21 protein-coding genes and 1 tRNA gene are annotated in these 21,488 nt (G+C 66.2%); 12 read left to right on the top strand and 10 right to left on the bottom strand.

Annotated elements, in window-relative coordinates:
• Positions 1 to 7: 7 nt before the first annotated feature.
• The gene (locus R4I43_RS33370; protein WP_324269717.1) at positions 8 to 2,029 is read left to right on the top strand and encodes a YhgE/Pip domain-containing protein; all 2,022 of its coding nucleotides are present in this window, start codon (positions 8 to 10) and stop codon (positions 2,027 to 2,029) included.
• Positions 2,030 to 2,226: 197 nt separating this feature from the next.
• Here R4I43_RS33370 and R4I43_RS33365 read toward each other — a convergent pair whose 3' ends face one another.
• Positions 2,227 to 2,616, bottom strand: coding sequence for a VOC family protein (locus tag R4I43_RS33365; protein ID WP_324269716.1), 390 nt, complete (start codon positions 2,614 to 2,616; stop codon positions 2,227 to 2,229).
• A gap of 235 nt (positions 2,617 to 2,851) precedes the next feature.
• Positions 2,852 to 5,545 carry a DNA polymerase I gene (gene polA, locus R4I43_RS33360; protein ID WP_324269715.1) on the bottom strand — a complete coding sequence of 898 codons (2,694 nt, stop codon included), beginning with the start codon at positions 5,543 to 5,545 and terminating at the stop codon, positions 2,852 to 2,854.
• Between the two features lie 118 nt (positions 5,546 to 5,663).
• On the opposite strand from polA, the gene R4I43_RS33355 reads away from it, so the two are divergent.
• On the top strand, positions 5,664 to 6,053 hold the full coding sequence (locus tag R4I43_RS33355; protein ID WP_407691358.1) for a PaaI family thioesterase: 390 nt from the start codon (positions 5,664 to 5,666) through the stop codon (positions 6,051 to 6,053).
• A 52-nt stretch (positions 6,054 to 6,105) separates the two neighbouring features.
• Here the strand turns inward: R4I43_RS33355 and R4I43_RS33350 are convergent, their stop codons facing one another.
• Positions 6,106 to 6,717, bottom strand: a complete 612-nt coding sequence (locus R4I43_RS33350) for an ANTAR domain-containing response regulator (RefSeq protein WP_324269714.1) — start codon at positions 6,715 to 6,717, stop codon at positions 6,106 to 6,108.
• A 120-nt stretch (positions 6,718 to 6,837) separates the two neighbouring features.
• Positions 6,838 to 8,142 (bottom strand): amino acid permease, encoded by a 1,305-nt coding sequence (locus tag R4I43_RS33345; RefSeq protein ID WP_324269725.1) that lies wholly within the window; start codon positions 8,140 to 8,142, stop codon positions 6,838 to 6,840.
• 258 nt (positions 8,143 to 8,400) lie between these two features.
• On the opposite strand from R4I43_RS33345, the gene R4I43_RS33340 reads away from it, so the two are divergent.
• The 4 genes from R4I43_RS33340 (at position 8,401) to R4I43_RS33325 (ending at position 12,080) form a co-directional block, all read left to right on the top strand.
• Positions 8,401 to 8,476: transfer RNA gene (locus R4I43_RS33340), tRNA-Leu, on the top strand.
• On the top strand, positions 8,449 to 9,816 hold the full coding sequence (locus R4I43_RS33335) for a site-specific integrase (RefSeq protein WP_324269713.1): 1,368 nt from the start codon (positions 8,449 to 8,451) through the stop codon (positions 9,814 to 9,816). Before R4I43_RS33340 ends, R4I43_RS33335 begins: the two co-directional genes overlap by 28 nt.
• 364 nt (positions 9,817 to 10,180) lie before the next feature.
• Positions 10,181 to 11,380, top strand: a complete 1,200-nt coding sequence (locus R4I43_RS33330; RefSeq protein WP_324269712.1) for a hypothetical protein — start codon at positions 10,181 to 10,183, stop codon at positions 11,378 to 11,380.
• Positions 11,381 to 11,492: 112 nt separating this feature from the next.
• The gene (locus R4I43_RS33325) at positions 11,493 to 12,080 is read left to right on the top strand and encodes an NUDIX hydrolase (RefSeq protein WP_324269711.1); all 588 of its coding nucleotides are present in this window, start codon (positions 11,493 to 11,495) and stop codon (positions 12,078 to 12,080) included.
• On the opposite strand, the gene R4I43_RS33320 is transcribed toward R4I43_RS33325, so the two are convergent.
• Positions 12,027 to 13,160, bottom strand: a complete 1,134-nt coding sequence (locus R4I43_RS33320) for a protein kinase family protein (protein WP_324269724.1) — start codon at positions 13,158 to 13,160, stop codon at positions 12,027 to 12,029. The genes R4I43_RS33325 and R4I43_RS33320 overlap by 54 nt on opposite strands.
• Before the next feature lie 177 nt (positions 13,161 to 13,337).
• Positions 13,338 to 13,721 (bottom strand): helix-turn-helix domain-containing protein, encoded by a 384-nt coding sequence (locus R4I43_RS33315; protein ID WP_132676873.1) that lies wholly within the window; start codon positions 13,719 to 13,721, stop codon positions 13,338 to 13,340.
• Between the two features lie 174 nt (positions 13,722 to 13,895).
• On the opposite strand from R4I43_RS33315, the gene R4I43_RS33310 reads away from it, so the two are divergent.
• Genes R4I43_RS33310 through R4I43_RS33290 form a run of 5 tightly spaced genes read left to right on the top strand, consistent with a single transcriptional unit; the run spans position 13,896 to position 17,703 of the window.
• The gene (locus R4I43_RS33310) at positions 13,896 to 14,171 is read left to right on the top strand and encodes a helix-turn-helix domain-containing protein (protein WP_132684718.1); all 276 of its coding nucleotides are present in this window, start codon (positions 13,896 to 13,898) and stop codon (positions 14,169 to 14,171) included.
• Positions 14,168 to 14,551: a WhiB family transcriptional regulator gene (locus R4I43_RS33305; RefSeq protein ID WP_324269710.1), complete on the top strand. Its 384-nt coding sequence runs from the start codon at positions 14,168 to 14,170 to the stop codon at positions 14,549 to 14,551. Before R4I43_RS33310 ends, R4I43_RS33305 begins: the two co-directional genes overlap by 4 nt.
• A complete protein-coding gene (locus R4I43_RS33300; RefSeq protein ID WP_324269709.1) occupies positions 14,526 to 14,855 on the top strand; it encodes a hypothetical protein in 330 nt (109 codons plus the stop codon). The genes R4I43_RS33305 and R4I43_RS33300 overlap by 26 nt, the downstream gene beginning before the upstream one ends.
• Entirely contained in the window at positions 14,852 to 15,580 is a 729-nt protein-coding gene (locus R4I43_RS33295) for a hypothetical protein (protein ID WP_324269708.1), read from the top strand. The genes R4I43_RS33300 and R4I43_RS33295 overlap by 4 nt, the downstream gene beginning before the upstream one ends.
• Positions 15,577 to 17,703, top strand: coding sequence for a cell division protein FtsK (locus R4I43_RS33290; protein WP_324269707.1), 2,127 nt, complete (start codon positions 15,577 to 15,579; stop codon positions 17,701 to 17,703). The genes R4I43_RS33295 and R4I43_RS33290 overlap by 4 nt, the downstream gene beginning before the upstream one ends.
• A 215-nt stretch (positions 17,704 to 17,918) precedes the next feature.
• Here the strand turns inward: R4I43_RS33290 and R4I43_RS33285 are convergent, their stop codons facing one another.
• The gene (locus R4I43_RS33285; protein WP_324269706.1) at positions 17,919 to 18,140 is read right to left on the bottom strand and encodes a hypothetical protein; all 222 of its coding nucleotides are present in this window, start codon (positions 18,138 to 18,140) and stop codon (positions 17,919 to 17,921) included.
• A 4-nt stretch (positions 18,141 to 18,144) separates the two neighbouring features.
• Positions 18,145 to 18,351, bottom strand: coding sequence for a zinc finger protein (locus tag R4I43_RS33280; RefSeq protein ID WP_324269723.1), 207 nt, complete (start codon positions 18,349 to 18,351; stop codon positions 18,145 to 18,147).
• Positions 18,352 to 18,636: 285 nt separating this feature from the next.
• Here R4I43_RS33280 and R4I43_RS33275 point away from each other — a divergent pair, with 285 nt between their 5' ends.
• Entirely contained in the window at positions 18,637 to 19,758 is a 1,122-nt protein-coding gene (locus R4I43_RS33275; RefSeq protein ID WP_324269705.1) for a hypothetical protein, read from the top strand.
• 162 nt (positions 19,759 to 19,920) lie between these two features.
• On the opposite strand, the gene R4I43_RS33270 is transcribed toward R4I43_RS33275, so the two are convergent.
• Positions 19,921 to 21,024: a mandelate racemase/muconate lactonizing enzyme family protein gene (locus R4I43_RS33270; RefSeq protein ID WP_324269704.1), complete on the bottom strand. Its 1,104-nt coding sequence runs from the start codon at positions 21,022 to 21,024 to the stop codon at positions 19,921 to 19,923.
• A gap of 72 nt (positions 21,025 to 21,096) precedes the next feature.
• Positions 21,097 to 21,488: isocitrate/isopropylmalate family dehydrogenase (locus R4I43_RS33265; RefSeq protein ID WP_324269703.1), on the bottom strand; the 392-nt coding region annotated here is incomplete at its 5' end.

Raw genomic sequence — 21,488 nt, 5'->3', positions numbered from 1 at the left:
GTCCGTGATGACTACTTTCCGGCTCGCCGCAACGGAATTGCGGCGGCTCACCTCTGGCAAGCTGCCCAAGCTCGCGCTGCTGGCGGTCACCCTCGTGCCGCTGCTCTACGGCGCGATGTACATCTACGCCAACTGGGATCCCTACGGGAAGCTGGATTCGGTGCCCGCCGCGGTCGTCATCGACGACACCGGCGCCCAGAAGGAGGACGGCCAGCCGCTCAACGCCGGCCAGGACGTCTACGACGAGCTGATGGACTCCGGCACGTTCTCCTGGACCCGCACCGACCTGCAGCGCGCCCAGGCGGGCGTGGCCAACGGCGACTACACCTTCGCGCTGGTGGTGCCCAAGGACTTCTCCAACGCGCTGGTCTCCCCCGCCGACTTCACGCCGCGGCAGGCCAAGCTGCAGCTGATCACCAACGACGCCAACAACTACCTGGTGGGCACCATCGCCGACAAGCTCGCCGGTGAGGTCCGCAAGGGCGTGGCGTCCAACGCGGGATCGACCGCGGCCGAGCAGTTCCTGCTGGGCTTCTCCACGGTGCACGACAAGACCGTCGAGGCCGCCGACGGCGCGGGCAAGCTCGCCGACGGCGCGGGGCAGCTGCGCGACGGCCTCGGCCAGGCGCAGCAGGGCGGCACGCAGCTCTCCGACGGCGCGCACCAGCTGCTCGGCGGCCAGCAGCAGCTCGCCTCGGGCGCCAACCGGCTCGCCGACGGCACCGGGCAGCTGCACACCGGGCTGCAGGCCCTGCAGTCCTCCACCGCGCAGCTGCCCGCGCAGACCGCGAAGCTGGCCGACGGCGCCGAGAAGGTCGCCCAGGGCAACGAGCAGCTGGCGCAGAAGGTCAACGTCGTCGGCGACCTCTCCCAGGGCATCGTCGACAACCTGGACCAGACCAAGGCCAAGACCGCCCAGCAGCTGCGCCAGGCCGGTGTCGACGAGGCCACCGTGCAGAAGATCGTCGCCGGGCTCGACGACCTCGGCAGTCCCGCCACCGACGCCAACGCCAAGCTGCAGAACCAGGTCGGGCAGCTGAACGCGCTGGCCGACGGCGCCCGCCAGGTCGCCGACGGCAACCGCGCCCTCGCCAACGCCACCCCGCAGCTGACCAGCGGGATCGAGCAGCTGACCAACGGTGCCTCGCAGGTCGACGACGGCGCGGGGCAGCTGCGCGACGGCGAGCAGCAGGCGGTCGCGGGCACCAGCAAGCTCGCCGACGGCGCCGACCAGCTCGTCGGCGGCACCCGGCAGCTCTACGACGGATCCGGGCAGCTCGCCGACGGCTCCACCACCCTGGCCAGCGAGCTCGGCAAGGGCGCCGGGGACATCCCGAACCCGGACGACAAGACGCGGCAGGCCACCGCCGACACCATCGGCGACCCGGTCGCCGTCGACACCCAGGCGCAGGTCAAGGCCGACACCTACGGCGCCGGACTGGCCCCGTACTTCATGGGCCTGGCGCTGTGGGTCGGCGGGTTCGTGCTGTTCCTGCTCATGCGGCCGATGTCCAACCGCGCGCTCGCCGCGGGTGTGGCGCCGTGGAAGGTCGCGCTGGGCGGCTGGCTGCCCGCCGCGCTGATCGGCCTGGTGCAGGCGTTGCTGCTGTTCGCGGTGGTGGTGTTCGCCATCGGCGTGCACCCGGCGCACCAGTGGCGGACGCTCGGGTTCCTGATCCTGACCTCGTTCGCCTTCACCGCGATGGTGCACGCGCTCAACGCCGCGTTCGGGCCGAAGGGCAAGTTCATCGCCCTGGTGATCCTGGTGCTGCAGCTGGTCACCGCCGGTGGCACGTTCCCGTGGCAGACCATCCCGGAGCCGCTGCACCCGCTGCACCAGGTCCTGCCGCTGGGCTACGTGGTGACCGGCCTGCGCCACCTCATCTACGGCGGCACCTCGGACTCCGTGGCCCAAGCCGTGGCGGTGCTGGTGTGCTACCTGGTGGCGGCCCTGCTGCTGACCACGATCGCCGCGTGGCGCCAGCGGGTCTGGACCCCCAGCCGGCTCAAGCCCGAACTGTCCCTCTGACGACAACTCCCCCGGAGCCCGCGCTCCGGGGGAGTTCGTGTCCTGTGAGGGGTTTCAGTTGAAAACCTCCACCACCGCGTCCGAAACCGCAACGCTCGGACCGGGAACCTCCACTTCGTGGAAGTGTCAACTGGAACCTCCGCCTCCGCTGTGGGGGCGGACGTTTCAGCTGACACTTCGATTCCGCCGCAGGGGCCTCACTCGTCGTCGTAGCGGGCGACCTCGATGAGGTTGCCGTCGGGGTCCCGCAGGTAGATCGAGGTGATGGGGCCCTTGGAGCCGGTGCGGCCGACCGGGCCCTCCTCGATGCGGACGTCGTTGTTGCGCAGGTGTTCCTGCACGTCCGACAGCGCTTGGCTGGTGACGAAGCACAGGTTCGCCGAGCCGGGGACCGGGTGGGTCGCGGTGGGCTCGACGAGCTCGGCGGAGGCGTGCAGCTTGATGGTCTGGTCACCGAAGCGCACCGCGCGCCGCTCACCTGGGAACTCCACCGGCTCCATGCCGAGGACGTCCCGGTAGAACTCGACCGCCCGATCCACATCGGCGACGGTGAGGACCAGGTGGTCGACTCGATCGATGCTGATCATGCTCCTCCTCGGGGTCGGCGCGGAAAGCGTTCGGGGTGCCCGCGCCCTGGTGGCGCCCCGCCCGGCCATAGCGCCGCAGCGGCCGAGATCCGGCCGGAGCGCGTAGCAGGTTATCCGCACCCGTGTTCGGTGTTGGCCCCTGGGCCCCACCAGCGGTGACGTTCGCCATTGCACAACACGCCCCGGCCGCGCATCCCCGAATCAGCCGATCCGTGATCGACTCGAGATCAGCCGTTCAGTGGGCGGCGGAGTCCCAGGACCGCCCGAAGCCCACCGAGACCTCCAGCGGCACGTCCAGCGGGTACGCCGAGCCCATCTGCTCGCGCACCAGCTTCTCCACCACGTCGCGCTCGCCGTCGGCGACCTCGATGATCAGTTCGTCGTGCACCTGCAGCAGGGTCCGCGAGCGCAGGCCCTCGGCCTTGATGGCCCCATGCACGCCGAGCATCGCGACCTTGATGATGTCGGCAGCGCTGCCCTGGATCGGGGCGTTGAGCGCCATCCGCTCGGCCATCTCGCGGCGCTGGCGGTTGTCGCTGAGCAGGTCCGGCAGGTAGCGGCGGCGACCCATGATGGTGGAGGTGTAGCCGTCCTTGCGGGCCTGGTCGACGACCTCGCGCAGGTAGTCGCGGACCCGGCCGAAGCGGGCGAAGTAGGCGTCCATCTGCGCCTTGGCGTCCTCGGCGGAGATGCGCAGCTGCTGCGCCAGGCCGTAGGCGGACAGCCCGTAGGCCAGGCCGTAGGACATGGCCTTGACCCGCCGGCGCAGCTCCTGGCTGACCTCGCCGATCGGCACGTCGAAGGCCTGCGAGGCGACGTAGTTGTGCAGGTCCTCGCCGGTGTTGAACGCCTCGATGAGCCCCTCGTCGCCGGAGAGGTGCGCCATGATGCGCATCTCGATCTGGCTGTAGTCGGCGGTCATCAGGTCCGCGTACTCACCGCCGACGACGAACACCTCGCGGATCCGGCGTCCCTCCTCGGTGCGGATCGGGATGTTCTGCAGGTTCGGCTCGGTCGACGACAGCCGCCCGGTGGCGGCGATGGTCTGGTTGAAGGTGGTGTGGATCCGCCCGTCGTCCGAAATGGACTTCGCCAGCCCCTCCACCGTGGTCTTGAGCCGGGTGGCGTCGCGGTGCTCAAGCAGGTGCTGCAGGAACGGGTGCTCGGTCTTCTCGAACAGGGTCTGCAGCGCTTCGGCGTCGGTGGTGTAGCCGGTCTTGGTGCGCTTGGTCTTGGGCATGTTCAGCTCGTCGAAGAGCACCACCTGCAGCTGCTTCGGCGAGCCGAGGTTGATCTCCTTGCCGATGACCGCGTAGGCCTCCTGCGCGGCCTGCTTGACTCGCGCCGCGAAGTGCGCGCCCAGCTCGGCCAGCTGCTCGGCGTCCACGGCGATACCCGCGCCTTCGAGCTCGGCGAGCACCAGCAGCAGCGGCAGTTCGAGGTCGGTGAGCAGCTTGGTGCTGTCCATGCGGCCGAGCTCGGTGTCCAACGCGTCGGCGAGCTCGGCCACAGCGCGGGCCCGCAGCAGTTCGCCCTCGGCGGCCTTCTCCTTGCTCTCGGACTCGTCCTCCAGCAGCGACAGCTGACCGTCGTCGGCGCCGCTGTCGGCGCGCAGCTCGCGCTGCAGGTAGCGCACGACCAGGTCGGGCAGCTCGAAGGAGCGCTGGCCGGGACGCACCAGGTAGGCGGCCAGGGCGGTGTCGCTGGTGAGCCCGGCGATGCTCCAGCCCCGGTCGCGGATGGCGTGCAGCGGCCCCTTGACGTCGTGCGCGGCCTTGGGCATCGCGGCGTCGGCCAGCCACGCGGCCAGCGCCTGCTCGTCCTCGCTGGTCAGGGCCGTGACGTCGACGAAGGCGCCGGCCCCGTCGGAGGTGGCCAGCGCGAGGCCGGTCAGGTCACCGCGACCGCGCGCCCACGAGCCGGTGAAGGACAGGCCGACGCGCGTGCCGCTGCGCGCGTGCTCGTCGAGCCACGCGGCGAGCGCACCGGGTTCGACGACACCGCCGGTGATCTCGAAACCGTCCTCGACCTCGGGTTCGGCGCTGGAGAGGGTGGCGAACAGGCGGTCGCGCAGCACCCGGAACTCCAGGTCGTCGAACAGCCGGTGCACCGCGTCGCGGTCCCAGGCGCGCACCTCCAGGTCGTCGGGCCCGGCTTCGAGCTCGACGTCGCGCACCAGCTCGGTGAGCTGCCGGTTGAGCAGCACCGACGACAGGTGTTCGCGCAGGTTGTCGCCCGCCTTGCCCTTGACCTCGTCGACGCGGTCGACGAGATCGGCCAGCGAGCCGAACTGCTGGATCCACTTGGTGACGGTCTTCTCCCCCACCCCCGGGATCTTGGGCAGGTTGTCCGACGGGTCGCCGCGCAGCGCCGCGAAGTCGGGGTACTGCTCGGGGGTGAGGCCGTACTTGGCCTCCACGGCCTCCGGCGTGAACCGGGTCAGCTCGGAGACGCCCTTGGTCGGGTACAGCACGGTCACGTCGTCGGTGACCAGCTGCAGCGCGTCGCGGTCGCCGGTGCAGATGGCGACCTCGAAGCCGCCGCCGGTGGCCTGGGTGGTCAGGGTCGCGATGACGTCGTCGGCCTCGTAGTTGTCCTTGCTCAGCACCGGGATGTTCAGCGCGCCCAGGATGTCCTGGATGAGGCTGACCTGGCCCTTGAACTCGTCGGGACTGGCGCTGCGGTTGGCCTTGTACTCGGTGAAGGTCTCGCTGCGGAAGGTCTTGCGGGACACGTCGAAGGCGACCGCGAGGTGCGTGGGCTGCTCGTCGCGCAACAGGTTGATCAGCATCGAGGTGAAGCCGTACACCGCGTTGGTGTGCTGCCCGGTGCCGGTCTGGAAGTTCTCCTTCGGCAGGGCGTAGAAGGCGCGGTAGGCCATCGAGTGGCCATCGATCAACAGCAGGCGTCGGTCCTCGGAATGCGTCACGGCCGCGAGTTTAAGCTCAAGGCCTGACAGCCAGTACCGCAGGCGACGGGGAGGACCGGCAGTGCCCGCTACCGACAACGGTGGGGCCGCGACCAGCGGCGACGCCGACCTGGAGGCGCTGCTGAGCGCCACCGACGAGCAGCTGAGCGCCCGGATGGGCATCGCGATCGTCGAATACAGCCCCGATCGGGTGGTCGCGACGATGCCGGTGGCCGGCAACCGCCAGCCCTACGGCCTGCTGCACGGCGGTGCGAACGCGGTGCTCGCCGAGCAGGCGGGCTCCGTCGCCGCGGCGCTGGGCGCCGGCGAGGGCCGCATCGCGGTCGGCCTGGAGCTGACCTGCACCCACCACCGCGCCGTCACCGAGGGTGAGGTCACCGCGGTGGCCACGCCGCTGCACCGTGGGCGGTCGACGGCGACCTACGACGTGGAGATCACCGACGGCCAGGGCCGCCGCACCTGCTCGGCGCGGCTGACGTGCCTCTTGCGCGACCAGCCGCCGAAGTGATCGGGGCATGAAAAAGCGGGGTGCCCGTGAGCACCCCGCTTCCGTCCTTCGATCAGGACAGGTTCTCCAGAACTGCTTGCGCCACCGCCTTCATCGTGGTGCGGCGATCCATCGCGGTTCGCTGCAACCAGCGGAAGGACTCGGGCTCGGAGAGGTTGTGCTTGCTCATCAGCAGGCCCTTGGCCCGCTCAATGGTCTTGCGCGCCTCGAGCCGTTCGTTGAGGTCGTTGACCTCGGCTTCCAGGGCCTGCACCTCGGTGAACCGGGACACCGCCAGCTCGATGGCCGGCACCAGGTCGCGCTTGGCGAAGGGCTTGACCAGGTAGGCCATCGCCCCCGCGTCGCGCGCCCGCTCCACCAGATCGCGCTGGCTGAAGGCGGTCAGGATGACCACCGGCGCGATCCGGTCCCCAGCGATGTTGGAAGCGGCCTCGATGCCGTCCATCTTCGGCATCTTGATGTCCAGGATCACCAGGTCGGGGCGAAGTTCCTCGGCGAGTCGGACGGCTTCCTGTCCGTCTCCGGCCTCGCCGACGACCTGGTAGCCCTCTTCGCGGAGCATCTCCACCAGGTCAAGCCTGATCAACGCCTCGTCCTCGGCCACGAGTACGCGACGTTCGACGGGCTTGGCCTCGCGTGTGTCCTCGGCAGCCGGCGTCGTCACCGGGATCCTCCAGTAGAACTCGGGGTCCGCCGATGCGGTTTGCATCGGAAACCGCAGCTTACCGGTAGTGACTTCACGCCGAGGTTAATAGGCGGCGTGACCATCGCGACATCCCCGCGCTCACGAGTTCGGAGCCTTCCGCCGCACGAACACCAGGTAGATCAACAGGATCGCGGCGACGCTGATGAGGCTCAGCACGAGCTGCGACCGGACGTCGGCGACGAAGGACATGGTGATGATCACGATGGCGATCAACCCCAGGGTGATCCAGGTCAGGTAGGGGAAGAACCACATCTTCAGCTTCAGCGACTCGGGCGCCTCGACTTCCAGGCGGCGGCGCATCCGCAGCTGCGAGAGCGCGATCATGCCGTAGATGATCAGCGCAACGGCGCCGGCGCTGTTGATGATGAAGTAGAAGATCGTGTCCGGGGCGACGAAACTGGCCGCAACAGCGACGTAACCGACCAGTGTGGACAGCAGGATCGCCTTCCACGGCACCCCACGACCGTTGAGGTCGCGCACCCAGCCGGGGGCGAAAGACCGCCGCTGCAGCGCGAACAACATGCGGGAGGCGGTGTAGAGGCCGGAGTTGAGCACCGAGATCACCGCGGTGAACACCACGACGTCGACGACGACTTCGGCCGCCGGAAGCCCGAACCGGGTGAACGCAGCCGCGTACGGGCTGCCTTCGGTGGGGATCTGGTCCCACGGAGTGATCATCACCAGCAGCGTCACCGAGCCCACGTAGAACAGCAGCACCCGCCACACCACGGCCTTGGTCGCCTTGGCCACCGAGCGCTCCGGCTCGTCGGATTCGGCGGAGACGATTGTGACGATCTCGGTGCCGAAGTAGGAGAAGATCACGATCACCACGCCGTGCAGCACGGAGAACCCGCCGTTGGCGAAGAACCCGTCCTTGCCGATGTTGCCGACGGACAGCTCCGCCCCGGGCCAGAGCCCGAAGACGAACAAGGTCCCGCACACCAGGAAGATCACGATGGTGATGACCTTGATGGAGGCCAGCCAGAACTCGGTCTCGCCGAACGAGCGCACCGAAACCAAGTTGGTGCCGGTCAGCACCAGCATCAGCACGAGCGAGATCACCCACTGGGGCACCATGGGGATCAGCGGGTTGATCAGCTCCGCCCCGGCGACGGCTTCGAAGGCCACCACGCCGACCCAGTAGTACCAGTACAGCCAGCCGAGCGTGAATCCCGCCCACTCCCCCAGCGACGTCCGCGCGTACTCCATGAAGGAGCCCAGCGTCGGTGCCGCGGTGGCCATCTCGCCGAGCATCCGCATGACGAGCACGACGATCAGCCCGCCGATCGCGTAGGACACCACGGCCGCCGGCCCGACGGTCGAGATGACCGCCCCGCTGCCGATGAACAAGCTGGCCCCGATGATCCCGCCGAGCGCGATCATCTGCAGGTGCCGGTTCTTCAGACTCCGCCGCAGCCCCGGTTCGTCCCGTGTCACCTCATCGACCACAACGGCCTCCGCGCGTTCGACCCACCACACACTGCACGACCCCGCGAACCTAAACCGCCGTGATCACAACCACCAGACCCGCGCGGTAAACGGTCTTCCACCCCCCGAAACACAACCCTGACCAGGGGTAACGCCCCGGACACCCTCCCGGAAGACCCTGATCAGCCGTCACGTATGCTGACAACAAGACCAGCCCCCGTAGCCCAACGGCAGAGGCAGCGGACTCAAAATCCGTCCAGTGTGCGTTCGAATCGCACCGGGGGCACCAGCCTTCACCAGGCAAAACAAGCGAATATGTGGATCATGGAAATGATCCTGGGTGCGGCCTTGGGTGCGAGTACACTCAAGGCCATGAGTCGTTCACACCCCGATGAACGTCAGCGCGGCCGCATCGAGGAGCGCAGCAAGACGCTCCGGGTGGTCGTCTTCGCGGGCAACGACCCGGTGACGGGTCGCCGCACCTACCTACGCGAGACGATCAACGGCACGGACAAGGCCGCCTACAAGCGCGCCGAGAAGGCGCTCACCAAGCTGCTGGCACAGGTCGACAGCCAGCGCTCTACCCCGTCGACGGTGAGCCTGTCCTTCGCCCTGGACGAGTGGATGCGCACCAGCGAGATCGAGGACAGCACCCGGCACACCTACAGCGGCTACATCGACCGCTCGATCAAGCCAGCGCTCGGCGAGACTGCGGTGAACAAGATTTCCGCGAGGATGCTCGAGGGCTTCTACACCGAGCTTCGACGCTGCCGCGCTCGCTGCGACGGCAAGCCCTACATCGAGAAGCACAAGAAGCCCGGCGAGCACGACTGCGTCGCCGAGGAATGCCGCCCACACGCGTGCAAACCGATGGCTGCCTCAACAGTCCGCCAGATCCACGCGATCATCAGCGGCACCCTCGACGCCGCAGAACGCTGGGACTGGATCAGTTCCAATCCGGCCCGCGTCGCACGGAAACCGCGCCAGAAGCGCCCGGATCCGGACCCGCCCGCTCCCGCCGAGGCAGCGCGGCTGTCCGAGGAAGCATTCCGGATGGACGAGGACTGGGGCACGCTCGTCTGGCTCGCCATGACCACAGGCATGCGCCGCGGAGAACTCGTCGGTCTGCGCTTCTCACGCGTCGACCTCGATGAGGAAGTCATCGACCTTCGCCGCAACTGGGTCCGCGGCAAGGAGAAGGACACCAAGACCCACCAGAACCGCCGCATCGCCCTCGACTCGGATACGGTCACCCTGCTCTGCGAACACCGCGACCGCGTCGCCGACCGAGTCCGAGGCCTAGGCGCCAAGTTCAACGACGATCTCTACGTCTTCGCCGGCACTCAACACCCTGACCACACCCAGCCCTACTCCCCCAACGCCATAACCCAGCGCTACAAGGACATGGCCGACCGGCTCGGCATCAAAACCCACCTCCACGCCCTACGCCACTACTCCGCCACAGAACTCCTCACCGCAGGCATCGACCTCCCCACAGTCTCCGGCCGTCTCGGACATGGCGGCGGAGGCGCCACCACCCTCCGCGTCTACGCAGCCTGGGTCGCAGCTTCCGACCGCAAGGCGGCGGAGATCCTGGGCAGCCGAATGCCAAAACGGCGGGAGCCATAAACCCGCGAGCGAGGAGCGCTCGGTCGCGGACGAGAGATTTGGACGATCCCGCCGCGGGCCGGGCGCCAAGATCCATCTCGCGGTCGATAAGTGGGGCCCGTCGATGCGGGGTCCTGCTCACCGGCGGCCAGGCAGATGACAACCTCAACTATTTCCACTGCTGGATTCCATCCGTGTGGATCGAATCGGTCCGTGCTGACCGCGATGCCGGGCCTGTGATGACGATCGTGGACAAAGCCTGCATCCGACCTAGGATACAAAGATCTATAGCCCAAACGGGTTAACTCTCCGCGAATTTGCCAAAGCACCCTCACGCATATGATAAAACGCGCGGTTAGACGACACTGGGGACAAAAGAGGGAAATTGAGCATCATCCGAAATATACCCAAGCTAGTTCGAGAATGGAACCCACACATTGATCCTGACTTTGACGACTACGTTGGCGGCACACGCAGAGGAGGAGCGCGGGAGAGACTGGTCCCCAACTTTAAGCTATTCCACATCACAAGTGTTGCACTCTTGGCAATATTCCTGATTTCACTTTTCACCCTACGGTCAATTTCTGGAATAGTGCCACCAATGCTCCTTATCGGAGCCACCGAAGCTGCGATCTTCGGGAGTCAATGGTTCATTTCCACCTATCGAACGTCTCTTACTCGGGCACAGTTCGTGACCCCAGGAGATTGGGTAACATGCAATCCCGCCGAAGATTCCCAGCACCGAGATTCACAAATACCATTTGCCCACCTTTCCCAGGTTACCAAACGGTACGTCCACCATAGTAAGTACGGCGACCAATTTTATCTAGCTCTGAGGAACGGGAAGCAGTTGTCGCTTGCCGAATCCGACTCAGTAGTGACATTTCGCCTGCACGATCCCTTCCGGAGAGCAAGGAAACTATCCGCACCAGGAAAAACGTGGGACCAAGTAGAAGGCTCGGTCACCTACGTGGTTTCATGGCTTTGGGATCGACGACTTGAGCGCAAATCGGAGCTTCGCCAAGACGAGCTAAGAAAAGCCTTTGAGTTCCTATCGGATCGCGAGTTTCGAGAAGTAATGTCCGCTTGCCTGAGCGCGGGCCTCATTAGATACAGAGGGTTCCGCGGTGATCACGTCGAACTGACGGATGCGGGCATAGTCTACGTGGCCCAAGAACACCGCGAACAAGGGATTGAGCTAATCGACAACGACTCCCTAGAGAAGGAGCCGGTTAATTTGACAATCAATGGACCTTTCCTGCACGGGACAAACTACGGGAATTTCGCCATGAACAACGGTGGCGTAAACAACATGACCGTCACCAACGAGAGAGATGACCAAGCGCAACTTATCGCCAAGCTGGTAGACATCCTGAAAAACTCCGAAAGAGTTGACGAAATCAGCAAGAGCGAACGGGACGAATTAAATGACTCGGTAAGTGTACTCAGCGACGTAAAGAATTCGAACGAAGCAAGTAAGCCGGCAGCACGACAGGCCCTACGCGCAAGCCTAAGAATCGCAAAGGACATCGTAATTGGAGCCTCAGGTAACGCTTTCTACGAATCCTTGAAAGCTCTACTCTAATCAGATCTAGCCGCCATTGGGGTAGGAACTCAAAACTTTCCTTTCCTGCCTTGAGGGCAGCAGTCTCTAGGTTTGTAAACTCCGTTCCTCCGCTCCCCGTACGCTCAACACCGTGAGCACTGAGCGCGGAGCATGGAAGACATACGGGGAGCGGCTGGTCTATGACAACCGGTGGGTTCGGTTGGGGTTGGCTGACGTGGAGGCGCCGAACGGTGAGCGGTGGGAGTACCACGTCGTTCACCTGGCGCGGATCGCGATCGCTCTGATCGTGGACGATGAGGACCGGGCGCTGATGCTGTGGCGTTACCGGTTCCCGACCCAGCAGTGGGGTTACGAGCTGCTTGGCGGCTTGGTCGACGACGGTGACGATTCGGCTGGAACCGCCGCTCGCGAAGCCGCTGAGGAGAGCGGTTGGGAGCCGGTCGGCGAGGGTCAGCACCTGGTGACCTTCGAGCCTCTGCCCGGACAGGTCACCGCCCCGGTGGACGTCTACTTGTGGCGTGGGGCGAAGCACATCGGCGATCCGACCGACACCGAGGAAGTCGGCCAGGTCGAGTGGGTTCCGCTAGCTCGGGTTACCGAGCTAGCGCAGCGGCAGGAGCTGCTCGGTTCGGGAACACTGGTGGCGCTGCTGTACTTCCTCGCTTCACGCAACACCCTCGGTGGAACCGGGCAAGATCAGCCCGCCGAGCCGGCGTAGGTGTCGGTCTGACTTGATCTGAGAAGCCAGACGTCGCGCTTGCCTGGAGTGGTCGAGCGCGGCGTCGCGGTCTCCGGCGGCAGCGAACGCCAGTGCCAGGTCGACGAGAAGCCCTGTGCGCGCCCGCACGAACTGCGCAGGTACGCGCGGTAGCGCTTCGACGAGTTGGTCGATCGCCTCTGGCTCGCCTAGCTTGCTCAGGGCGTTACCTCGCCAGCGGTCGAGGTGCGAGCCGCCTAGGAACAGGAACGGCAGCGCGGCATCGACCGGCTCAGAAGGCAACAACGCGTCTGCCACGTCGAACGCCCGCAGCGCACCGTCGCGGTCGCCAACGGCGGCCAGTCCCTCTCCGTGAGCCGCGGACAGCCACGCTCGCAGCAGCGGCGGTGCCGACGCCTCCGCGACCTCACAGGCGTACGCGAGCTGCTCGACCGCCAAGGCGGTCTCGCCGACGTCGATCAGGACGAACGCCTGCTCCGCCGCGGCGTGTGCCAGGAGAGCCGGAGCCATCGCCTCGCGGGCCGCGGATTTTGCGCGTTCGTAGTGCTCCCACGCCTGCCCGAGGGCGTTCCGGTCCAGTGCTTCCCAGCCCGCCAATGTGGACGCCTCGGTGAGCGCACCGGCGAGCCTTTCCCGTCGGCTGCCAATGGTGTTGTAGCTGAGCAGGTCTTCGACCTGCTTGATGGTGCTGCGGAGCTGGTCGAGCAGTGTGATCCCGCCGAAGCGACGGTCGACGTGCCTCGCATCGTTGATCTGCCGCAGGAAGACCTCGACCGTGTCCGCATCCACGGTCTTCGCCATCGCCAGCCTCGACCGCAGCTCCGCGCCGTCGCTGTCCTCGCCTTCCCGAGGAAAGCCGAGTTCTTCGTTGGTGCGGCCGTAGATGTCGCGGAACAGCCGCTGATAGGTCTCGCTGACGGCTTCGTGCCCGTTCTCCCAGCGGGAGAGCTTGGTCTTCAGGCTCGCCGCCGTCATCACCGGGACGCCGAGGGCGTCGGCGCGTTTGAGAAGCATGCGAATGACAGCCTCGGCCGAGTAACCGAGCTGCTTGCGGACCGCCTGAAGTCGCTTCTCCTCCATCACCGCCCCCACCTTGAATAACGGCCCTGACCTGCGAAGTTAATTGCAGTTAATGGGTTCGCGGTTAACCCGCGCCATCTGCAAAAACTTCCGTGGATGCCGTTTCTTGGTGGCATGCGCAGCACGAACGCAACCACCAGCCCGCCACTGCGGCGGGCCGTCGAGGACCAGAGCCGGCTACCCCGCTCGCTCGCCGTCACTGCCGGTCCCAGCGCGCAGTCGGGCGTTCATCTCGTCGAGTTGGCGGGTGATCTGGCCGAGCTGACGCTCGATCGCCGAGAGCCTGGAGGGCACGTCGTCCTCTTTGAACACCGGCTCGCCGGCGAGGGGCGGCTCACGCCCTTCCAGTACTGCCAACAGATGTTCCGGGTGCCAGCCGAGCGCGAGCGACAGCGCTTCCAAAGTTCGCGCGCTGCGGCGTCGCTGCACCGTGTTGCGCTGCAACTCGCGCACCGTCGCCTGCGACACGTGCGAGCGCCGCGACAGCTCCCGCTGACGCATGCCCAGCTCGCTCGTGCGCTGATTGATCGCGCGCGCGACCGCAGCCCAGTCTTCCGTCACGTATTCCTCCGCGCTCCGCCTCAGCGCCGAGATTAGCGCGCAATAGCGAATCCGAAAGACAGACCCGGCTCACAAATCGCCGGGCTTCGACCAATCTGCGCAATTGAGCGCTGAAATTGGCGTTCAAATGCGCCGAAACAATCTCTTACCTCTTCAATCGAAGGGCATACCGCCATGGAAACAAGCGCTGAAAACGCGCGGCCGACCTTCTACACGGTCCGTGAAGCCGCGCAGATCATGCGATGCAATCCATCGACCCTCTACCGAGCCATCCGCGAAGGTGCGTTCCCCGCAGTTCGGGTCCGCACCCGCTACGTCGTCCCCGCCGCAGCGGTGGACAAGCTCGCCAACGAGGCCAGTACCTCGGGCGGTTGCGTTGACGTCGCCCAGATGGCCGCTGAGCACCGCACCGCTCAGGAGATCGCTCGGCTGACGGGTGGTGCGCGATGAACCACCTCGACATCGAACGTCTCCAGCGAATCGCCGCACAGCTGGATCGCTTGCGGCACGTCCCCATCGATGTGCTCGCCGAGGTCGTCGTGCGCGACGGCAGGTGCATGCAGATCACAACGGGCGGGGAACCGCCGGAATCTGCCAGCGCGGCCCCGGATCGGCAGCTCGCGGCCGATCTGTGCTCGGGCTGCACCGTCCAGGACGCATGCCTGGAGCTCGAATTCCGTTTGCACGGCGGAAGAACGCTCGGCGTGTGGGGAGCAATGTCCGATCAGGACCGACGAGCGCTCTACCCGATCTGGCTGGCGCATCGACAGCACGGACCAACTAGTAACGAGGAGGTGACCGGCGATGATGGTGCAACTGACACCCGTTGAAGTGCTGATCGGCCTGGGTATCGTCGTCGCCTTGTTCGCCATGTGGCGCGCGAGTGCGCGCGCTGCGCACCGAGCTTCCGAGGCGACGCGGGCTGGAGCCCGGCTGATGTCGCTCACCGGGCGGGTGCTGCTGACGGCGGCGACCATCGTCGGGGTTCAGTGGATCGTAATAGTCAATCCCGGCAACACGGTGCTGCTGCTCTCGGTGCTCGCGGTGCCTGCGCTGCTCGCGTCGTACACGCTCACTCGAGCTCTGACCGTGACCACGCTCGACACTCCACAGCGAAGGAGTCGGCGGCGATGATCGGGCAGGTTCCGCCTCCGGCGAAGGGTGGGCGGCAGCTGCCGCCCACCCGGGCCGAGGCCGAGCACGTCGAACAGGTTCGCAAGCAGGTCGACCGCTTGTGCTGGACGGGCATCCTGCTCGGCCTGGCCTTCACGATGACCAACGTCCAGCAGTTCGCCGCCGCTGACTCCCCACCGTGGTCGCTGGTGTGGTTGGCGGCGTGGCTGCTCGATCCGATGGTGTCGCTGGTGCTCTTGGCGATCCTGCGCGCCGAGCAGGTCACCGCGAGGTACGGCATCCGCACCGGTGGCTGGGTGCGTGCTGCGAAGTGGTTCACGCTCGCGGCCACGTACGTCATGAACACCTGGGCGGCGTACGCGGCCGGCGAGGCCGACTCGGTGGTTCTGCACTCCGTTCCTCCGCTGGTCGTGTTCGTCGCCGCCGAGGCCGTGACCGATCTACGGGACAAGCTCAGCGAGGCCGTCCGGACAGCGTTCACGAACGCAGCTGTCGACTCGCCTGACAACGCTCCCGATGACCACGAGCGGCCGGCTCGCTCAGCGAGCGTCAAGCGACGGACGTCGTTCGAGGAGTACTTGGAGCGGGCGCGCAGCGCGTGGAGTCCGGACGTGACTGTGTCGCCCTCGTGGATTCGGGAGGTAACTGGCTGCTCGCGTGGACTCTCGTCGCGGCTGGCCGCCGCACTCGCATCTGAAGTGGACGAGAAAGGTGGTCCGCGATGAACGAGCAGGGCGAGCAGCTCCCGGTGCCACGGCCATCGAGCGAAGTTGAATCCGCGATCTTCGACGCCGAGCTCGTGGACGATGCGCCGTCGGTCCCGAAGCTGACGCGATGGCAGCGGTTCATGAACTGGTGGCAGCGTTCACCACGCGTGCCTGCCGCGCTGAAGTCACGGAAGGCCGCCAAGCAGGCCCTCCTGGATCTCCTCCTGTTCGTCGTACGCCTCCCGTGGCGGTTTGTCAGCGCCGTCGGCCGCGGGACGGTCGCCGGAGTGCGAACTTGGCGGCAGTGGGTCCGGGTTCACGACTACCGGGACGCCGCGGAGCAGTCCGAGAAGCTCGCGGACAAGTTCATCGAGATCCGAGAGCTGACCCTGTTCCGGTGGAAGGTGACCGGAACAGCCGGGTTGGCCTGCGCCGCCGTCGTGGTGGTCGCGTACGTCCTCTACGGCGCACCAGCTCTGTGGGTTGCGGGTGGCCTGGCGGCCGCGACGTTGGCGATCTTCGGACGCCGCAAGGAGGGATCGCCGGGCCGGAAGCCCGTGCTGTCCGGCCCCCGCAGTCTGACTTGGACGATGGATCCGCAAGTCCTGGTCGAAGCGTTCCGCGATGCCAAGCTGATCCGCAAGGACGAGTCCCTGCGCCTGGTCGAAAGGGCCGCGCACGACGGCTCAGGCTGGGCGGTCACGGTCGATCTGCCGGCGACGCGCAAGGCAGCCGACGTCATCAAGCACAGGGAGGCGCTCGCATCAGCGCTTGCGGTCGACGAGTTGCAGCTCATCATCGAACGAGTTCGAGGCCGCGGCGGGCACGCCGGTCGCGTCTTCCTGTGGGTCGCCGACGCCGACCCGTACGCAGGGCCTCCGATGCGATTCCCGCTCCTCGATGTCGAGCGGTGGGACGCGTGGCGAGCGATCCCGTTCGGGCGCGACGCTCGCAACCGCCGCGTCGACCTGCAGCTCGTGTGGACATCGTTGCTGATCGGCGCGATTCCCCGGCAGGGCAAAACCTTCTCGACACGACTGCCGGCTGCAGGGCTGATCCTCGACCCGCACGCACGGCTGTACGTCTTCGACGGCAAGGGAGGTAAGGACTGGGAGGCTGCGGAGGCCGTCGCGCACCGGTTCGTGTGCGGTGACGAGATCGAGCACGTCGAGGCCGTTCGCGATCACCTCGTGGAGCTGGTGGCCGAAGTCCAATCCCGCTACGCGCGGATGTCCAGGCTTGACGACGACATCTGCCCGGAATCGAAGATCACCCCTGCTATCTCCCGGGACGCCGACCTCGACATGCCGATCACGGCTGTGATCATCGACGAGGTGCAGGTGTACCTGGAGAACCCTGCCCGCGAAGACGTCGGCGGCAGGAAGAGCACGATCGGCGCCTACATCGCTGACCTGCTCACCTACCTCACGCGGAAAGGTCCGGCAGTTGGCATCGTGGTCATCCTCGCCACCCAGCGCCCCGACTCGAGCACGATCCCGTCACGCCTGCGTGCAGTGCTCGGTTCGCGATTCGCGTTGCGGGTCATGGACTGGCGTGATTCCAACATCGTGCTCGGCGAGCAGATGAACACCCGGGGCTTTGATGCCTCGACGCTGCTCCCGAGCCACAAAGGAGTCGGCATCCTGCGACCGGACAGCGAAACCGGCGCGGACACCCTCGCCACGTTGGTCCGCACGTTCTTCATGCCGAACCCGGAATGGCGAACCATCTGCTGCCGCGGAAGAGCTCTGCGCGAGGCAGCCGGAACGTTGACCGGCCATGCCGCTGGTGATGACCTGCAACGGGCAGTCGACCCAGCGGCAGTGGCCAAGGCGCTCGGCAGCGGCTCCGAGGTTCTGGACGACCGCTCAGCACTGCCAGAGCCCCTGTCGTCGGTCGTCGACTACCTGGGAGACGACATCGACCGGCGCGATTTCGTACCGACGGCCGAGCTCATCGACGCACTCGACACCGAACCGACCTTGTTCGGCCGGCAGATGGGCGAGCTCGGCTGTCAGCCAAGACGCGCCCGCGTCGCTTCCGAAGACGGCACCGTGCGCCAGGTCCGCGGCTACTACACCGCGGACCTCCGGGAAGCAGTGGACGAGGCCCACACGGCCCAGGAGAAGGAAGGCGAATAGGCGTCCCATGACAGCCGCGAACCCGTCCCAACTGTGACAACCACGCCCGCACCCGTCCCACGCGACGGGACGCGATCAAGTAGCCGTTGACCAGGCAATACCTTCCTTTGGGACGGCTGGGACGGGTGTGCGTGCACCCGTCCCAGCCGTCCCAAACCAGGCCTCATATCGACTTCACGAGCCTCACGACGGCAGCCTGTCCCACGAGAGCTCTTTCAGCTTCCGTACTCGGCGGATTCGACCTCGTCGTCCTCGGTAGCGAGAGCTGGTAACTCACCCTGGCTTCGCAGGAGCTTCGCGACGCCCTCCAGCACACCAGCCACCTGGCCCAGGTCAATTTCATCCATACGTCCGGCAGCGACCTCGTACGCAACGTCGTCGAGCAGCCATTGAGTCTTCCGCAGCAGGACCGCAAGCGCGGCGACCTCGCTGGTCACTGGCTCACTCCGCCTCGACCAGCACATGGGCTTCGCGGTTGCACTCCGCGCAAGTAGGCCACAGCCATGCGAGCTCGGTTCCCCGAGCGACGGTCACGGAACGCCGACACAGCACAGTGATGTTCTCCCCCACCGCATATGCGCCAGCGAGGCGGATGTCCGCCGTGGCATGGCGACCGCCGTCCGCAGGCACCCAGCGAAACGGATGCATCCCTGACACCTCCAAGATCCCCAGCTCGAACACCATGCGCAGGGACCGGAGCCCGAGGGGTCGGTCACGTCCGGCCCCGGTCCCTGCCTTCGAACCCGGCGACGCGCGAAAGCGCGGAGAGCACGCCGCCAGGCCGAGGTGTGACCGCGAGTAGCCATCCCGATCACACTTAAATAAGCTTGTCTACTGAGCGATATAAGCGCCATGCCAGGAACACGACACAAGGACGACTTGGGGACCACCCGCGCGTGGACGGGAGGGAAGACCGTGCGGCCACCTCGCACATTGCTCGAGCAGAAGATCCGAGAGCGACGCCAGACGCTAGAGGAGTTCGCTGAATCAGCAGAGCGGTTCGCCCGCGATCACGGCGAGGCAGGCACGCTCGGTGTGCGCCACCTGCAGCGTCTCGTCTCCGGTCGAGGACCCAACGGGCGGCCACTCGGCCCCGTTCGGCCGGCCACAGCCCGGCTCCTCGAGAAAATGCTCGACGCGAATATCGAAGAACTGCTTTCGCCGGTGACGAGCCCGGCTACGACCGACGAACCAGCAAACGAGCTACGCCAGATGCTGCACACCTCGCGGCAGGTCGACGACCAGGTGCTCAACCTCCTGCGTGAGCAGCTCGCAACGATCCGTCGCCTCGATCGTCAGCTCGGCGCAGTCATGGCCCACGAGGAGGCTTGCCTGAAAGCCGCGCAGGTCAGCGCGCTCCTCACCCACAGCCTTCCCGGCTCCGTCCGCGAACAACTCGCCGCCCTACTGTCCGAGCTGCACACACTCGCGGGTTGGCAAGCCCTCGATCTCGGCAAGACCAACAGCTCGTGGCAGCACTACGAAAAAGCTAAGCGAGCTGCCCGCGAGTCCAGACTCGAGTCATACGAGATCCACACCGCAGCTGAGCAGGCATTCGTGCTGCTCGACATCGGCGAAACCAAAGCCGCGACAGAACTCCTCGAAGCAGCGCGCAACCGGAGCAAAGCAGGATCGCCACCGGTGTTGAACTCGTGGCTCGCAGCCGCTCACGGGGAAGCACTCGCCGCCGACAACCAACCTGCCAACAGCCTCCGAGCCTTCGACTCCGCTTCGAAGCTGCTGCCGGCTGACACCATCAACCTGGACGGCCCATACGTGGCGCTCGACTCCGTACATCTGGGGCGCTGGCGAGGCCACGCCCTCGCCCGATTCAGAGCCCCTGAGGCGATCGAGACACTGACGTCAGCACTGGACGAGCTCGACCCGACCTTCGTCCGGGCCGAGACCTCGTTGCGGATCGACCTGGCGAGAGCCTTGGCTTCGACCGACAACCCCGAAGCAGCCAAGCCTCAAGTTGACACGGCCTCGTCCCTAGCCAAAAACATAGGTTCCGTTCGCCAGCAACACCGCATCACAGCTTTGAAATGCGCATAACTGAACAACATAGTGCTGCAGGGCGACACCGAACGTGCCGTGACGCCCTGGGAGCAATGCACCGCCTTACGGGAACTGCTCGCTCTTTCAGGTAAGTACGCGACCTCGAAACGGATTCACCTACGGAGAATTCCCGGAAGCTGGTATGTCGGGACGTCTCTATCACACATCGTCGACCCGGTAGTGGGACAGCTTGTCCTCGTCGATCTCCACAGCGATCCCCGGACGCTGCGATGCAGTGAGGACGCCGCCTCGCACCTCAAGTGGTTCGGTGACGACGTAGTCGGCGAGCACGGAGAAGTAATCGAGCTCTCCGGGCTCCCGAGCCACTTGCGGATGCGCCGCCCCGAACGCCAACGAGGCCGCCGCACCGATCATGCTGTCAGCCTGGCTGCCGAGGAGTGTGCGAGCGCCGAGCGCATCGGCGAGTGCGACAAGTCGTGCGGACTCGGTGAACCCGGTGCGCGTGGTCTTGATACTCAACGCCCGTGCCGAGCCGGAGGTCAGCTCTCGCGCGGCGTCGGCGACCGTTGGCGCGCTCTCATCCGCCATGATGGGGATCGGGACCTGTTGCGCCACTCGTAGGCGTCCAATGCGGTCGCCCGCAGGGCTGGGCTCCTCGACCAGAGCAACGTTGTATTCGGCCATCGCTGTCAGGGCACGGATCGCCTGCTCCGCAGTCCACCCGTGGTTCGCGTCGACGTAGATCGTGGCGTCCTCGCCCACCGCTTCTCGTACCGCCGCGATCCGGGCGACGTCGCTGAGCAGATGAGTTCCGACCTTCACCTTGAACGACGCAACGCCCTGTTCAGAGAAGGCTTGGGATGCCTCGTCCGCCACTTCCTGTGCCTCACCCATGCCCAGGATGCGGGTCACCTGCACAGAGGTCTGCATCCCGCCCAGCAACCGCCATGAAGGCAGACCGGTTGCTTTCCCGCGCAAGTCGTGCAGCGCGATGTCAAGCGCGCCGCGGGCGGTGTTGTTGGCCACCACCCAATTCGTCCGCTCGAGGATCTCCTCCACGGCGAAAGGATCCAATCCGATCACCGCAGGTTCGAGCCATTCCCGGAACGCCGCCACGATCGAAGCCTGGGATTCGCCGTAGACGAACGACCGAGCGACCGCCTCTCCCACGCCAACCAGCCCATCGTCACTGTGCACGCGTACCAGGACGTGTTGAGCGCTACGCAGAACCCCGGATGCGGCAACCACCGGATGCCGATAGGGGATCGTGAACGGCACGGTTTCGATCGACGTGATCTGCATGGTCACTCCTCACAGCACTGGAAAGAGCGAGTCGTGCGAAGCGAACCGCGCGGCTCGGAAAATTTTGACTTCCTAGAGGTTGGCCAGGACGGCTTCGACGATCTGGTCGGTGGTGGCGGTGCCGCCGACGTCGGGGGTGAGCAGGCCCGAGGCGGTGGTGGCCTCGATGGCCTCGCGGACGCGGGTGGCCTCGTCGGCCAGGCCGAAGTGGTCCAGCATGAGCGCGGCGCTGCCGATCGCGCCGATCGGGTTGGCCAGACCCCGGCCCGCGATGTCGGGGGCGGAGCCGTGGACGGGCTCGAACATCGACGGGAACCGGCGGTCGGGGTTGAGGTTCGCGCTGGCCGCCAGGCCGAGGCTGCCGGCCAGGGCGGAGCCGAGGTCGGAGAGGATGTCGGCGTTGAGGTTGGAGGCCACCACCACCGACAGGTCCTCGGGGTGCAGGACGAACTTCGCCGACATCG

This window comes from Saccharopolyspora mangrovi, from assembly GCF_035320975.1.
Classification (GTDB): Bacteria; Actinomycetota; Actinomycetes; order Mycobacteriales; family Pseudonocardiaceae; genus Saccharopolyspora; species Saccharopolyspora mangrovi.
The sequence above is the reverse complement of the archived record's forward strand: the minus strand, read 5'-3'. Positions and strand labels throughout refer to the sequence as shown.

Coding starts and splice junctions, on each gene's coding strand:
- R4I43_RS33305 (WP_324269710.1), top strand. CDS start 14,168: ATGAACCACCTCGACATCGAACGTCTCCAGCGAATCGCCGCACAGCTG.
- R4I43_RS33280 (WP_324269723.1), bottom strand. CDS start 18,351: ATGCATCCGTTTCGCTGGGTGCCTGCGGACGGCGGTCGCCATGCCACG.
- R4I43_RS33345 (WP_324269725.1), bottom strand. CDS start 8,142: ATGATCGCGCTCGGCGGGATCATCGGGGCCAGCTTGTTCATCGGCAGC.
- R4I43_RS33370 (WP_324269717.1), top strand. CDS start 8: ATGACTACTTTCCGGCTCGCCGCAACGGAATTGCGGCGGCTCACCTCT.
- R4I43_RS33270 (WP_324269704.1), bottom strand. CDS start 21,024: ATGCAGATCACGTCGATCGAAACCGTGCCGTTCACGATCCCCTATCGG.
- R4I43_RS33295 (WP_324269708.1), top strand. CDS start 14,852: ATGATCGGGCAGGTTCCGCCTCCGGCGAAGGGTGGGCGGCAGCTGCCG.
- R4I43_RS33320 (WP_324269724.1), bottom strand. CDS start 13,160: ATGGAGGAGAAGCGACTTCAGGCGGTCCGCAAGCAGCTCGGTTACTCG.
- R4I43_RS33310 (WP_132684718.1), top strand. CDS start 13,896: ATGGAAACAAGCGCTGAAAACGCGCGGCCGACCTTCTACACGGTCCGT.
- R4I43_RS33300 (WP_324269709.1), top strand. CDS start 14,526: ATGATGGTGCAACTGACACCCGTTGAAGTGCTGATCGGCCTGGGTATC.
- R4I43_RS33290 (WP_324269707.1), top strand. CDS start 15,577: ATGAACGAGCAGGGCGAGCAGCTCCCGGTGCCACGGCCATCGAGCGAA.
- R4I43_RS33365 (WP_324269716.1), bottom strand. CDS start 2,616: ATGATCAGCATCGATCGAGTCGACCACCTGGTCCTCACCGTCGCCGAT.